The organism is Hymenobacter yonginensis, assembly GCF_027625995.1.
GTDB lineage: Bacteria > Bacteroidota > Bacteroidia > Cytophagales > Hymenobacteraceae > Hymenobacter > Hymenobacter yonginensis.
On the sequence record NZ_CP115396.1, the window covers coordinates 1,982,594 to 1,995,996 of the forward strand.

The 13,403-nt window shown below is 66.0% G+C and carries 8 protein-coding genes; 5 read left to right on the forward strand and 3 right to left on the reverse strand.

Features of this window, described 5'->3' with window-relative positions; translation table 11 throughout:
• Positions 1 to 196 precede the first annotated feature (196 nt).
• A complete protein-coding gene (locus tag O9Z63_RS08745; RefSeq protein ID WP_270128920.1) occupies positions 197 to 6,388 on the reverse strand; it encodes a carboxypeptidase-like regulatory domain-containing protein in 6,192 nt (2,063 codons plus the stop codon).
• Between the two features lie 243 nt (positions 6,389 to 6,631).
• On the opposite strand from O9Z63_RS08745, the gene O9Z63_RS08750 reads away from it, so the two are divergent.
• Positions 6,632 to 6,868, forward strand: a complete 237-nt coding sequence (locus O9Z63_RS08750; RefSeq protein ID WP_270128922.1) for a hypothetical protein — start codon at positions 6,632 to 6,634, stop codon at positions 6,866 to 6,868.
• Between the two features lie 226 nt (positions 6,869 to 7,094).
• On the opposite strand, the gene O9Z63_RS08755 is transcribed toward O9Z63_RS08750, so the two are convergent.
• A complete protein-coding gene (locus O9Z63_RS08755) occupies positions 7,095 to 8,168 on the reverse strand; it encodes a DNA polymerase beta superfamily protein (protein WP_270128923.1) in 1,074 nt (357 codons plus the stop codon).
• A 31-nt stretch (positions 8,169 to 8,199) separates the two neighbouring features.
• Between O9Z63_RS08755 and O9Z63_RS08760 the strand changes: the two genes are divergently transcribed.
• Entirely contained in the window at positions 8,200 to 8,679 is a 480-nt protein-coding gene (locus O9Z63_RS08760; RefSeq protein WP_270128924.1) for a GNAT family N-acetyltransferase, read from the forward strand.
• Positions 8,680 to 8,817: 138 nt separating this feature from the next.
• Here O9Z63_RS08760 and O9Z63_RS08765 read toward each other — a convergent pair whose 3' ends face one another.
• On the reverse strand, positions 8,818 to 9,573 hold the full coding sequence (locus O9Z63_RS08765; protein ID WP_270128926.1) for a nucleotidyltransferase domain-containing protein: 756 nt from the start codon (positions 9,571 to 9,573) through the stop codon (positions 8,818 to 8,820).
• Positions 9,574 to 10,145: 572 nt separating this feature from the next.
• On the opposite strand from O9Z63_RS08765, the gene O9Z63_RS08770 reads away from it, so the two are divergent.
• The 3 genes from O9Z63_RS08770 (at position 10,146) to O9Z63_RS08780 (ending at position 13,391) form a co-directional block, all read left to right on the forward strand.
• Positions 10,146 to 10,511, forward strand: coding sequence for a hypothetical protein (locus O9Z63_RS08770; RefSeq protein ID WP_270128927.1), 366 nt, complete (start codon positions 10,146 to 10,148; stop codon positions 10,509 to 10,511).
• Positions 10,512 to 10,632: 121 nt separating this feature from the next.
• On the forward strand, positions 10,633 to 12,327 hold the full coding sequence (locus O9Z63_RS08775; RefSeq protein WP_270128928.1) for a M28 family metallopeptidase: 1,695 nt from the start codon (positions 10,633 to 10,635) through the stop codon (positions 12,325 to 12,327).
• 233 nt (positions 12,328 to 12,560) lie between these two features.
• Positions 12,561 to 13,391 carry a helix-turn-helix transcriptional regulator gene (locus O9Z63_RS08780; RefSeq protein WP_270128929.1) on the forward strand — a complete coding sequence of 277 codons (831 nt, stop codon included), beginning with the start codon at positions 12,561 to 12,563 and terminating at the stop codon, positions 13,389 to 13,391.
• Positions 13,392 to 13,403 lie beyond the last annotated feature (12 nt).

Here is a 13,403-nt window from a genome sequence, read left to right on the forward strand (position 1 = left end):
CTTTTCGGAGCCGTCGGACCAGTCGTTGCCAGGACGTATGCACCGATTGGTAGAACGGCATAGAGACGCAATATTTTGCGTCTCATCGTTGAACGACCGATGCCGCGTCGACCCACCCACAACTGCGCAGCCTAAACAACATCAGCAACGACGAGACTCCAACTATTGCGTCTCTACACCGTTCTATATTCGTCCGCTACTCCACCACCGTTTGCTTGCTGGCCGAGCGGCCGAACCGGGTGGGGAAGTACATCAGCTCGGCTTTGGCGGGGTTGAGGGTGTAGCGGCCGCGGTAGCGCGGCTGCAGCGCCAACCGGAACGTGTGGCGCCCAACGGGCAGCACGTCGATGAAGATGCCGACTTGGTGGCGCAGGTATTCGCGGTGCACCTCGAACGAGTTACCGGGCGCTTTTTCGCCGTAGGAGCAGCCGGCCGGGATGGGCACTTCCAGCAGCACGTAGTGGGCTTCGGCCTTCACGTCCACGGTCACGAGCAGCTCGGCGGGCTGGCCGGCCTTCAGCAGCACGCGGCTGCCCTCCTGCCCGGCCAGCGCGGTGCGCACCCCAAACGGCGCGGCCACCGCCACCGGCGCGGCATTCCAAAACGACTGATACGCCGTGGCATACACCGGCAGGCCGCCTTCCTTGCGCAGCACCAGCGGCCCGGCCCCGGCCGCCACGATGGTGTCGAACGGAAATTTGCTTACCTGCTGGCTGAGCGCGCCGCTAAATTGGGCGCGGGCCATCAGGCCCTGAGAACCAGCCACCAGCAGGTCGGGCACAATAGTTTCCAGAATGAGGGCGGCCTCGTAGGTGCTGCCCCAGTGGCTGGCGCTGCGGCGCTGCTGCAGCAGGTAGGTCCGGATGCGGGTCAGCTCGGCTTCCTGGCCACCGCGGGCGCGCAGCAGGCGGTAGGCCAGCAGCGTGTTGGCGGTGCGGTCGGGCAGCAGGTAGCGGTAAAACGCGCCGTCGCGCAGCGTATCGGCATAGAACACGCCGCCGAGCTCAGTGCGCAAACGGTAGCGGCGCAGCGTGTCCAGCTGAAACGGCAGCCCCAGCTGCTGGCGCAGGTTGGCCAGGGCCAAGTACCGGTCGAGGGGCTGGCGGACCTTTTTGCCCGCCGGGGTTTCGCGCTCCAGGCGCAGCACGTAGGTGCGGAAATCGGGCTGGGCACCGAGGCGGTGCAGCAGCTGCAGCAGCCGGATCCGGTCGTCGTCGGATTGGAAATACAAGGCCTCGTAGCGCTGACCGGTGGGCGTGGCGGCCAGCGCAGCGCGGGCGGCGGCATCGGCAAAGGCCACATCCAGCTGCCGCAGCAGGTAGCTGCGCAGCGCGTCCCGGTCGAGCTTCACGGCGTAGCCCTGCTGGGTGGCTTCCAGCAGCGCTTCCACCACGTGCAGCGTGGCCCAGGGGCTGACGGCCGCGCCGGGCCAGGTGCCCCACAGGCCTTCGGGCTGGTGGCGCCCGCGCAGCAGGTGCCGGATCAGGCGGTTCACGTCCTTCTCGCCCTCAAACGGCTGCTTGAGCTGCTCGCGGATGCGCTGCTCCAGCAGCAGGGTTTTCAGCTTGGAGGCGGCCTGCTCGTTGCAGAGGTAGGCGTAGCGCTGCACGTGCCGGATTTCATCCAGCAGCGTGGGCAGCGGGTCGCTTTCCAGGCGCACCGTCACGGGTCCCAGCTCGGGGCGGATGGGCAGCGTGAGGGTAGTATCGGTGGCGGTGAGCACGGCGAAGGTGCCCACCCGCTCGCGGGTGCCGGCCGGCAGCACCGGCAGGTAGCGCAGCTCGCCGTCCTGGTAGCCATTGGGCTGGGTGAGCTGGAAGCTGACCGCCACCGAATCGGGGCCGCCGCTGGGGGCCGTGAGGGTGAGCGTGTCGAGGGCGGCGGTGGCTACCTGGTGGCGCTGGCTGCGGGCCGGCCCCTCGCCCACCCGGAAGCTGGTCGTGACCTGGGCCGTGTCGGGCAGGTAGTTGAGGGTTTTGCCGAGCAGCTGCGCCCGGTCGCCTTCGATGAGGAAGCGCGGCGCGGCCAGCTCGCCCAGCACGGCCTTGAAGGAGCGCATCAGGGCCGTGAAGCTGCCGGTGCGGGCGTGGTCGTCGGAGGCCAGCACGAAGGTGTCCCAGCCGGTGATGTCGTCGGGCACGATGACTTCGGTGCTGGCCCGGCCCTGGGCATCGGTGACGAGCGAGGGCCGCCACCAGCCGGAATCCGAGAAGCGGCGACGCAGCGAGAGGCGCGGGTCGCGGCTGGCGGTGGGCTGGCCGTCGGGGCCGATGGCCGGGGCCGGATCGGCGTCGAAGCCCAGCGCCCTGCGGCCGCCGACGCCGGATTTGGTGGTTATGATGATGACGCCGTTGGCGGCGCGCGAGCCAAACGTAGCAGCCGCGGCGGCCCCTTTCAGCACCTTCATCCCCGCAATATCGTCGGGGTTGATATCGGCTTGGTTGCCCGAAAACGGCAGCCCGTCCACAATCAGCAGCGGCAACCCGCTCCCGCTGAGCGTGCTGCTCCCGCGGATCTGCACGCCCGCCACCCGGCCCGGCTGGCCGTCAATAGAAACACCCGCCACCCGGCCCGACAGTGAGGCGCTGGTGATGGTGGAAACCGAAGCCGACAGGTTGCGGCGGCGCTGCTCCACTCCGAAGCCTACCACTACCACTTCATCCAGATGCTTGCTGTCAGCGACCATTCCCACCAGCATATCGCGCCCATCCAGCCGGTACTCCATGGTCACAAAGCCGACATAGGAAAGTTGCAGCAGGCCGCCGTCCGGCGGCACGCTCAGCTCGAAGCTGCCGTCGGCGTTGGTGCTGACACCGATAGTAGTGCCTTTGAGCAGCACCGTGACGCCGGGCAGGCCTTCGCCGGTTTGCTTGTCTTCGATGCGGCCGCGCTGTACGCGCCAGCCTGGTTGCGGCACCACGGGCACCGTTACCTGTACTTCGCGGCGCTCCTCGCGGGGCTGAGTGGTAGCATTTGGGCGGGGCAGCCGCTCCTGCACCAACTGCCGGAAGCGGCGGCGCAGCGCCCGCGCTGCCGGGCCGGCCGGAAGCACGTCCGCGGAATCCAGCTGCACGTAGGTGGCGCCGTTGGGCTGCACGCTGACTTCCGGGGCCGGGGCCAGCACGGTGCTGTCGGCCAGCAGCAGGGCCAGGCGGTAGCGGCCGGTGGGCAGCGCGTGGATGGTCTGGGGCAGGCCGCGCTCCAGCCGCACGAATTTGGGGTTGCCGGGCTGGGTGAGCAGCGTGTAGAGTACCGGCGGCAGCGTGGCAGGCTGGCGCCGGGCCGCATTGGCGGCGGGTGGCACCGGCAGGCGCACGGTTAGGCGCCCCTGCCCGGCGGGCGTGGTTACAGGGTTGTGCAGCTCCGGCTCGGGGCTGTAGCTGCTGCGGTAGTAGCCGGTGGCGGGCTGGGGCTTGAGGTCGGCTTCGGTGTAGGCGAAATCCTGGAACGGCAGCACCCCGAAGCTGGTGGCTTCGCCCAGGCGGCCAAACTCCGAGCCGGCCACGCAGCGCATCTTCAGCAGCCCCGCCCCGAAGGTGAAGCGGTAGTTGGGCTCCAGCAGGAACTTGCGCCGCAGCCCATCGGAGCGGCGCAGCAGCACCGAATCGGGCCGGAAGGGGCCGGCGAGGTGGAAGTCGGCGCGGTCGTAGCGGTTGTAGCTGCTGTAGCTGAAGCGGCGCGTGGAAGCGCCGGCTACCGGCACCGGGCGGCCCGCGCCGAGGGGCTGCAGGCGGTTGCCCTGGCGCAGCAACACCTGCTCGTCGTAGTCGCGCTTATCGATCAGCAGCAGAAAGCGTTGCAGCTGCTGGCGCTCGGCCTCCGTGAGCGGGCCGCGCTTTTCCACCGTCAGCTCGTGGCAGGGTCGGTTGGGGTCGATGCTGAGCGTGAGCTTGTGCAGATGGCGCAGCCGCACGCCGCGCAGGGTCACGAGGCGGTTGGGCGTGCGGACAGCCACGGCGTGCTGGCCGCTGTCGGCCACCAGCGCAAACGGCTCCTCACCGTTGACACCGGCCACGTACACCGGCACGCCATCCACGTACACGGCCACCGCCGGCTGCACCCGCCCCGAGTCCACCACAAACGGCGCAATCTGGGTGATGCCGCCCGGCGCGGGCTGGTACTCATGGAACGTGCCGTACTCCGGATACAGAAACTGGTAGAAGCGCAGCGAGTCCAGCCCGAGGCGCTGCCGCCACGCGCCCCAGCTCAGCGGCTGCTGCCCCGGCCGCTCCGCCTGGTTCTCGAAGCCGGCCCCCAGCCGGAACCGCCGCAACGACAGCCGCCCGGCCACGGCCGGCTCGAAATCGGGGATTTCCGGGGCTTCGTCCACTTCAAACTTGCTGGTGTGGGCGTAGGCCGTGAGGTCGGCGCGGGGCACGGGCCGCCCGCCGCCATCCGTGACGGTGTACTGCAGCCGCACGCGCTGGCCCGGGTACACCACCTCGGGCTGGTCGGCTTGGATCAGCAGGCGGTGCTGGGGCAGCGGCACATTGTACTCGGCCGTCAGCAGCTGCCCGCCCCAGAAGTAGTGCACCGACACGTACCACGGCTCCGGGCCCGCGGCGGCCGTCTGCAGGGCAAAATCCGGCCCGTAGCCGCGCTGCACCAGCGTGTTGCCGCGGTAGAGGTAGTACCAGAACGGCAGCCGCCGCGGGTTTTCCACGGCCAGCCGGATGGAGTCGGTGGTGCGGTCGGACCGCAGCAGCAGGCCGGCGTTGTCTTCGTGGAGGGTGAGTTGGATTTCGTGGCCGGCGGCGTCGAAGAGGCGGTAGCGGGTGGCACGGGCGTCGAGCGGGCGTGCCAGGGGGAGCGTCAAGGTTTCGCGGCGCAGCGTGGGCACCTGGAGGTAGTTGAGGGCCTCGGTTTCGAGGGTGGCCGTAGCCGGTTGGCTGCTGCCGCGCACCGCGTAGCGGGCCAGCAGCGAGTCGTGGCGCAGCTCCAGCAGCAGCTCGCCGGGGTCGAGGGTGTAGCTGACGGCCTGGGCCTGGGTGCGGCGCTCGTTGTCGGAGTTGAGGAAAGTCGCCTGCACCGAGTACGTGAGGTTGGCGGCGGGCAGCGTGGTCTCAGGCAGGTTGAGGCGGGTTTCGCCGGTGGCATCGAGGGGCTGGGCGCGGGTCCAGAGCGTGTCGGGCACAAACACTTGGCGGCCGAGGAAGGCCTCCACCCCGGCCGGCGTCACGCTCAGGCGCACCCGCGCATCCAGCAGGTTGAGGTCGTTGGCGTCCTGGCCGCGCAGAAACAGGGCCTGCGGCGTGCCGCGCCGGTGGGGCGTTTCGGCGGCCCGCAGCGTGTAGCGGGTGTTTTTCAGCTCATAGTCTTCCAGCCGGAAGCTGCCGCTGGCCAGCTGCTTGCCCGCGTCGCCGGGTTCCAGCAGCCGAACGCGCACGGTCTGGTCGGCGCGCAGATTCAGCGTATCGCTCAGAGGCAGCGTGTACTCGTAGGAGCCGGGGCGCACGGGCTTCAACACCGCCAACGGCCGGGTTTTGGCCTGGTAGTCGCCGGTGAGCCACAGCTCCAGCGGGCGGTTGTAGGGGCGGCCGTCGCGCTGGCGCAGGATGCGGGCCTTGAGGCGCAGTGTGTCGTGGGTGGGGCGGTACAGGGGCTTGCTGAGGGCGAGGTAGCTTACCCATTCGTCCTGGTGCCGGTCCTGGCGGCGGCTCTGGCGCTGGTCGCGCACGTCTTCGCTGAACACCGAGCGCAGCAGCCCCACCAGCCCGGTAGTGGTGTACGAGGGGTTGCGCAGCTGGAAATACAGGCTGCGCACCGGCCGCGTGAGGTAGCCCAGCGGAAACCCGTACACCACCCGCCGCCAGCCCCAGACCGGCCGCCGCCGTTCCCCACTCGGAAACGTCTGTTCCAGCGCATGAAACGTGGTGCGCCCGCCGTGCTCCACGGCCAGCAAACCGGCCCGACCGGCTTTGCCGGGCAGGCGGTAGCTGCGCGTGGCGGCATCAAAAGGCACCAGCTGTCCTTTGGGCAAGCTCACGTGGGCATCTTCGAGCAGCCGGCCCAGCGAGTCGCGCACCAGCAGCGTGAGGTCGGTCTGGTTGTCGAGCAGCGTGAGCTGGCGGTCCGTGACGGCACGCAGCCAGTACACCAGCTGGGCGCCTTCGGTGTGGGCCACCAGGTAGTAGCCCGGCGGCAGCGGCCGGCGCCGGCCGAGGGCGGCGCTGTCGGTCGGGAACGAGTCGACGGGCTGGGTGAAAAACTCGGGCCGGGCCCGGCTGAGGTCGGTTTCGTAGAGCTGCCGGGTCTGGGCGTCGGTGAGGTGGAAGACCTTGGTGAGGTAGCTGCGCTGGCGGGCGGTGGCCAAGCGCTGCTGGGCGGGCAGATGCAGCGGCAGCGCAAGCAGCAGCAGGCAGAACAGGGCGCGTAACGGTAGGGACATAAGCAGGGACGGATAGAGCGTTTCCCTGCTGATGCCGCCCGGCCCCACATTCCACACCGCGCCGGTAGACGGCAGCAGCTTTTGGGGACGAAACCGGCAAAATTTCGTTTAGAAGGAATACTTTTTTGGCATCATTCGAAGAGCTAAGTGGCACAATGGCAAGAATATGCCACCATTTCGGCCCGCAATGCAATTTTATGCCCAACCGCTCAGTTTTAACGGCACACCAACGCTGCTTGCCTTATGTTCAGGATCCTGCTGCTGTTTTTTGCCCTGCTACTCGTGAGTGGCGCCGAGCCCTCCCAGGCCGCCCGGCCTACCGCCTACGCCCGCGCCAAGATGAAGGGCCGCACTTTCACGCACCGCCCCTTCTACAAAAGCTACAAGGGCCGCAAAAGCCACAAGAAGAAGCTTTTCCGCTTCGGCCAGAGCGGCCGCAGCAAAGCCAAGTATTCCAACAAGCGCACCGGCCGGCTCTAGGCCAGCCGGACGCCCCACCGACAAAGCCCGCCGTGCAGTCAAGCTGCGCGGCGGGCTTTGTCGTGTGTTTAACACCCTCGCTCTGGCGGTTCGCCTCACCCCCCGGCCCCCTCTCCGAAAAGGAGAGAGGGAGACGAACGATTGGAGTTGGTTTGCCGGACTCCATTTCGAAGATGCTGCCAATAAGCGTCTTGCAGAAGCCTGGACGGCAGGCGTTTTACGCCACCTACGCTGCGTACCACGCCCGTCGCACCTGCACCAGCAGTTTCTCAGCAGCTTCCCGGTCGGGGGTTTCGGGCAAACCGGAGGCGGCAAAGGAGGCTTCTACGCGGGTTACCAGGGCTTCGGCCTCGGCTACCAACTGCTCGTACTCGAACTCGCCGCGGCGGATTTGCAGCAGGAACTCCCGGTTGGGGCGGCGCACGTGCAGGCGGCCAGTGGTGGCAATTTCCTCGGCCATGCCCAGTAGCCGGAACACGTGCAGCATGTTCTTGGCGTCGTAGTTTTTGCCGTGCTGCACCGTGTTCTGGTACCGCTCGGGGTTGCGCTTCTGCTCCCACTCCTGGTACTCCCGAAATACCCGGCAGTAGGTGCTGTAGCCGTTGCGGTTGAAGCTCAGATAGGCCACCGGCGTCTCCCCCTTCGGTACGGCCGAGAGCAGCACGTCCTGAGAGGTTTCCGCGTCGCGCAGCAGGCCCCGGTAGCCGTGGCGGCCATCGGGCGTTTCGTCCACGAATAGGGCGTACAGGTCGTGGAGGTGGTTTACGTTGGCCAGGCCGCACTGGCTGGCAGCGTAGCCGCGCCGCGCCAGCCAGGTAGCTACCGGCTGCGCCCCGGCCCCTACCGTCACGTAGCAGAAATCCAGCACCGATTTGCGGGCGGGCGGCTCGGGGTGGTTGATTTTCTTGTTGAGGCCCTTGGCTTTGCGAATCTGAGCCACGGCGTACTCGGCGAAGCTCTGGCGGCACAGCTGCGAGAGGAAATCCTCCACCTGAAACACCTCGAACAGCGGATGCCGCAGCCGCACGCAGTCCGCGGGCGAGGCCAGCAGCTCCAGGGCCGTGGGGTTGCTTTTGAGCAGCAGCTCCACGAATCGGCGCAGCTCGTAGTACACCTCGTCGTTGGTGGCGTTGGCTACCTGGGGCACGTAGTCGAGGCCGTAGAACTCGGTTTCGGGCAGGATGAACACGCCCTTTAGGTCCACGTCGGAGTGGGGCAGGTCGGTGCCGTAGGCGCGGCTGCCGCTCAGGGCTTCAAACAGGATCAGGCCCCGCTGGCGCAGGTCGTCGATAGTCAGCATATTGCCACGAATGTAACCCCATTGATTCAGGATGTCGGCTACCCTTGTACAATTGCGGCCCACCCAGGAGGCCGATTTACCGCACCTCTTCACGTTTCAGCTGGATGCCGAAGCCTGCCGCCTGGCCGCCTTCGTACCCGCCGAAAACGCTGACCAAACCGCCTACCTCGCCAAATTCCGCCGTTTTCTGCTCAACCCCACCATCCATATGCAAAGCATTCTGGTAGCCGGGGAGCTGGCGGGCAGCATCTCCAAGTTTGAAATCGAAGGCGAAGCCGAACTCACCTACTGGCTCGACCGGCGCTACTGGGGCCGGGGTGTGGCCACGGCTGCGCTGCGGCAGTTTCTGGAGCTGGAGCCCGCCCGTCCCCTGCGGGGCCGGGTCGCCTTCGACAACTTCGGCTCCCGGAAAGTGCTGGAAAACTGCGGCTTCGTGCCAATCGGCACCGATACAGGCTTCGCCCCGGCCCGGCAGATGGAAGTGGAAGAGGTTATCTACCAGCTTTCCTAGCGCTGCCGTTACCTCCGGTCCGACGGCGTAGCCGTCCGACCGGTTGTGGTCCGGAGCCGTTGTTCCATCGTCGTGCCGGTGTCAGCACGCAGCCAACCGGTCGGACGGCTGCGCCGTCGGACCGGGGGAGCCTATTCGCTACAGCCAGGCCCGGAGCACGGCATCCAGGGCCGGCGTGGGATTGGACTGGTGCGGGACGGGCAGGGTGGCGCGAGCGGCCTGGCCGGCTTCGTATTCCTGCTGCAGGTAGGCTACCAGCGCCGCCGGCCGGGGCACGGTGGTTTTCTCGTTGGCAGTAGCTTTCTGGTTAAGCAGCTCATCCACAATGCTGTTCAGGGCCGGGGGCAGCAGTTCCCGCAGTTGGGCAAACTCCATCGGCGGCACTTGGTCAGGATAACGCTGCATCCAGCGGGCGGCCAGGGCCGAGCGTAAGGCGTAGAACAGCCGCTTCAGACGCATCTGCTCGCCGGTCAGGTCCTCCTCTACCCCGCGCCGCAGCTGGCCCAGGTAGTGGTGCAGGCCGGCCCGGGGGTTCCAGCAGGCGGTCAGCAGCGGCTGCAGTGCCGCCCGAAACCCAGCCGCCTCCCGGTACACCACCGGCGACTGGAGCCACTCGAAAAGTGCCGCGTTGGAGCCGCGCAGCAGCTTCAGCGTCTTGCGCAGCTCCCAGCCACCCAGGTCCAGCTCGTCGTCCACGGGGAAGCTGAGCGTGTCGGGGCCATCATCAAGGGTCAGGTACCAGTCGGCCGGGTGGGCGTAGATAAAGCGCACGTCGTAGTCGGAATCGGGCGAGGGAAAGCCCCAGGCTCGGCTGCCCGACTCGCATGCGTATAGAATACGGATGTTGTGCGTGGCTTCGAGCTGGGTGAGGGCGGTTTGGATGCGGGCGTACATACTGTCTGACAATACAAAAAAGTCTATCGAAGGTAGCACCCTGCCTGCAGTGTAGCCTACCCGGCTGCCGGAAACCCAGCAAATAGAAAGCCGTGTATATTTAGCCGCTCCGCAGCGTGTACTGCGGTTTTAACTGCTGTCAGTTGATCAGGCTTCTGTTTCTGCTCCTTCTTGCTCTAACATTCGGGGCCTGTTCTTCCCCCGATAACCCAGTTGAGTATCCCGTGAAAGTTCCGCCCGTTCCGGCCGCCGCGCCCGCGCCTGCTCCAGCTGATACCGTGGCCTCGTTTACTTAGGAAGATGCGGCTTGCAGCTATACCGGGCGCTATAATATCCGTAAATACACTGCCCGGCAGCTCGCCGACACCTACGACCTGATTGGCAGTGGCACCTTGTTTACCGCTGCCACCGCGTTGAACCCCGAAGATGTGACCAAGCTCAGCCTCGATACATTGGAAGCAGAGTACACCAAAGTCCGGGCTCACGTTGGGCAACTCCAACTGGTACCAGGTGCTGGCTGGCAGGAACTGAAGCGGCTGAAACTTCGGGAAATAGACGATCAGTACCGTGCTATGAAGCTGACCGTTCTGGGCTATGCCAACCCCAGCCTATTGGTAAACTCGACGTACCCGGCCGCGTGCAAAACCTACGTCAGGGGCCTGGCGGCCAACAACGATAGTATGATCATTGCCGACTGGCAGCAGCTGGTACGGGAGCAGCAAAAGAATAACATCATTCCGGAAAGTCTGCAGGAGCAGTTTGAACAGGAGGCCACCGCCCCTAACTGGCGCGCATACGCCCAGGTGGAGCTGATGGGCTTTGGCTGGTGGAACTGCATCAACGAAACCATTCGCCGCGTCGAACCCACCGAAAAAATGCACCGGCAGTACGAGCAGCTCTTCACGCAGGTGCAATCGGAGTGCGAGGATGTGGATTGATACCTCTCTCGCTCAGGTTTCCGTCCTATACTATTGCCTACATGGGCATTGGCCGGCACCAGCCAGGAGTTGACCACGTAACTTCTGCTACCTTACTCTCCTAAAGTAACGCTCTGCTCTTATGGCACTGTCTCGCCTGCTTCCTCCCTCCCTCCTGCTCGGCCTGGCCCTGGCCGGCTGCCAGTCGAAGCCCGCCGCCACCGAAACGGCCGCCACCGCTACCCCGGCCGCCGGCCCGGATACTGCTACTGCCATCGGGGCGGCCAGCATCAGCAGGTATCTGCGGGCGGTGTCGTCGGATGAGATGCTGGGGCGCAAGCCGTTTACCGAGGGCGAGACGCGCAGCACCCAGTATCTGGCCGATGAGTTCCGGCGCCTCGGCCTGCAGCCGGGGCCCAACGGCACGTATTTCCAGCCGGTGCCGCTGGTGGAAATTACCGGCGCGCCCGCCCCGGCCCTGCTCATCAAGGGCCAGGGTCAGCCGCTGAGCCTGGCCTATAAGACGGATTTCGTGACCTTCACCCAGCGTGAGCAGCCCACGGTGAGCTTGCAGAACTCGCCGCTGGTGTTTGCCGGCTACGGCGTGGTGGCCCCCGAGTACGGCTGGGACGACTACGCGGGCCTCGACGCGAAGGGCAAAACCGTGGTGGTGCTGGTGAATGACCCCGGCAACGCGGGCCAGGATTCTACCCTGTTCAAGGGCCGGGCCATGACGTACTACGGCCGCTGGACCTACAAATACGAGGAAGCCGCCCGCCACGGGGCCGCCGCCGTGCTCATCGTGCACGATACCCAGCCGGCCGCCTACCCCTGGAGCGTGGTGCTGAGCGGGGCCGTGAGCCCCAAGCTGCGCCCCCAAACCGACAACAAAGGCGCCGACAAGTGCGCCCTGGAAGGCTGGCTGACGCTGGACGCGGCCAAACGGCTGTTCCAGGCCGCCGGCCAGAACTACGACCAACTGTACGCTGCGGCCAATACCAAGGGCTTTAAGCCGCGCGCATTGAGCGGGCTTACGCTCTCGGGCAGCATTCAGAACAAGCTCCGCCGCCAGACCTCGCGCAACGTGCTGGCCGTGCTGCCCGGCACTACTCGCCCCAGCGAGTACATTCTTTACTCGGCCCACTGGGACCATTTCGGCATCGGCAAAGCCATTCAGGGCGACTCCATCTACAACGGGGCCGTGGACGACGGCACCGGCCTGGCTGCGCTGCTGAGCATTGCCGAGGCCTTCCAGAAAAGCCCGCAGAAGCCTCAGCGCAGCATCGTGTTTCTGGCCGTTACGGCCGAGGAGCAGGGTTTGCTGGGCTCGGCCTACTACGCCCAGCACCCGCCCTTCCCGCTCAACAAAACCGTGGCCGACCTGAACATGGACATGCTCTGGCCCTACGGCCCGATGAAGGACCTGACGGTTATCGGCTACGGCCAATCGGAGCTGGAGGACTACGCCCGCGCGGCGGCCCGGGAGCAGGACCGCTACGTGCTGCCCGACCAGACGCCCGAAACCGGCATGTTCTACCGCTCCGACCACTTCAACTTCGCCCACGTGGGCGTGCCCTCGCTCTACGCCAGCGGCGGCTTCGAAAGCCGCACCCAGGGCAAGCAGTGGATTGCCGACAAGCGCCGCGCCTACACCGCCAACATGTACCACAAGCCCGCCGACCAGTTCGACCCCACCTGGGACCTCTCGGGCATTGCCCAGGACGCCCAGCTCTACTTCCGCGTGGGCCAGCGCCTGGCCTCGGAAACCACCTTCCCGAAGTGGCGCGAAGGCTCGGAGTTCCGGGCGGCGCGGGAACGGAGCATGGGCGGGAAGTAGCCATACGGCTTAGGTTATGTCAGAAAAGGCGTCTGTACCTCGCTGAACGCAACGCCATGCTGAGCCCCGCGAAGTACAACTGCTCAGGACTTTTCAGATACAGCCTGGCTTACAGTTCACGGCTGCTCAGACCCGTCAAAAGTTCGCCCGCCAAATACGGTTCTTGGCTTATCCTCTCGATCAAAGCGGATAATCAGGACCGTTGACAACGGCTACGCATTACGCCAGCTACTATGCACCAATTAAGCACCGGCCAGTTTTACGGGCAAACCAATGGTTTGCTGCAGGTAGGACAACTGACGCTCACGGACACAGAATATACCCATGAGCACGTAGACTGGCACTACCACGAAAACGCGTATTTTACCTTTATTCTGGCGGGGCGGGTATTGGAGGGTGACCGGAAGCAGTTGCAGCCGTATGCCGCGGGCAGCCTGCTGTTCCACCACTGGCAGGAAGCACACTATAACCGCAAGCCGCCGGGCTACACCCGGGGATTCCACATTGAGGTGCCGCCGGCCTGGTTTGAATCGGTGGGGCTGGCATCCTGCGCCGTGCAGGGCAGCCTCCACGTTCAGGAGCCGGCCGTTAAGCATAGCATCTACCAGATTTTCCGGGAAACCCGACTGCACGACTCGACCAGTGCGCTGGCTATCGAATCCCTGTTGACCACGGGGCTGCAGCACCTGGCCCGCACGGTGGAGCACGCCTCGCGGGTGGCTCCGCCCTGGGTTGGCAGAATACGGGAGCTGCTGCACGACGCGCCCCTTACTCCCTGGACGTTAACCGAGCTGGCCGCCGAGGCAGGCATTCACCCGGCGCATCTGTCCAGGGGCTTTCCCCGGTATTTTTCCTGCACGCTGGGCCAGTACGTGCGCCGCCTGCGCGTGCAACGGGCTCTGGCGCTGTTTTCTGACCCTCAGCAGTCGTTGCTGGACATTGCCCTGGCATGCGGTTTTTACGACCAGAGCCATTTCATCCGCTGCTTCCGCGCCGTTATGCACGAGCGGCCCGCGCGCTATCGGCAGCTGCTGGGGCGGGAGCCACGCCCGGGGCTACGTTAAATCTGTGCTATT

Excerpts from the sequence above, each read along its gene's own strand:
- O9Z63_RS08745 (WP_270128920.1), bottom strand. The coding sequence starts at position 6,388 with ATGTCCCTACCGTTACGCGCCCTGTTCTGCCTGCTGCTGCTTGCGCTG.
- O9Z63_RS08775 (WP_270128928.1), top strand. The coding sequence starts at position 10,633 with ATGGCACTGTCTCGCCTGCTTCCTCCCTCCCTCCTGCTCGGCCTGGCC.
- O9Z63_RS08755 (WP_270128923.1), bottom strand. The coding sequence starts at position 8,168 with ATGCTGACTATCGACGACCTGCGCCAGCGGGGCCTGATCCTGTTTGAA.
- O9Z63_RS08770 (WP_270128927.1), top strand. The coding sequence starts at position 10,146 with ATGAAGCTGACCGTTCTGGGCTATGCCAACCCCAGCCTATTGGTAAAC.
- O9Z63_RS08750 (WP_270128922.1), top strand. The coding sequence starts at position 6,632 with ATGTTCAGGATCCTGCTGCTGTTTTTTGCCCTGCTACTCGTGAGTGGC.
- O9Z63_RS08765 (WP_270128926.1), bottom strand. The coding sequence starts at position 9,573 with ATGTACGCCCGCATCCAAACCGCCCTCACCCAGCTCGAAGCCACGCAC.
- O9Z63_RS08780 (WP_270128929.1), top strand. The coding sequence starts at position 12,561 with ATGCACCAATTAAGCACCGGCCAGTTTTACGGGCAAACCAATGGTTTG.
- O9Z63_RS08760 (WP_270128924.1), top strand. The coding sequence starts at position 8,200 with ATGTCGGCTACCCTTGTACAATTGCGGCCCACCCAGGAGGCCGATTTA.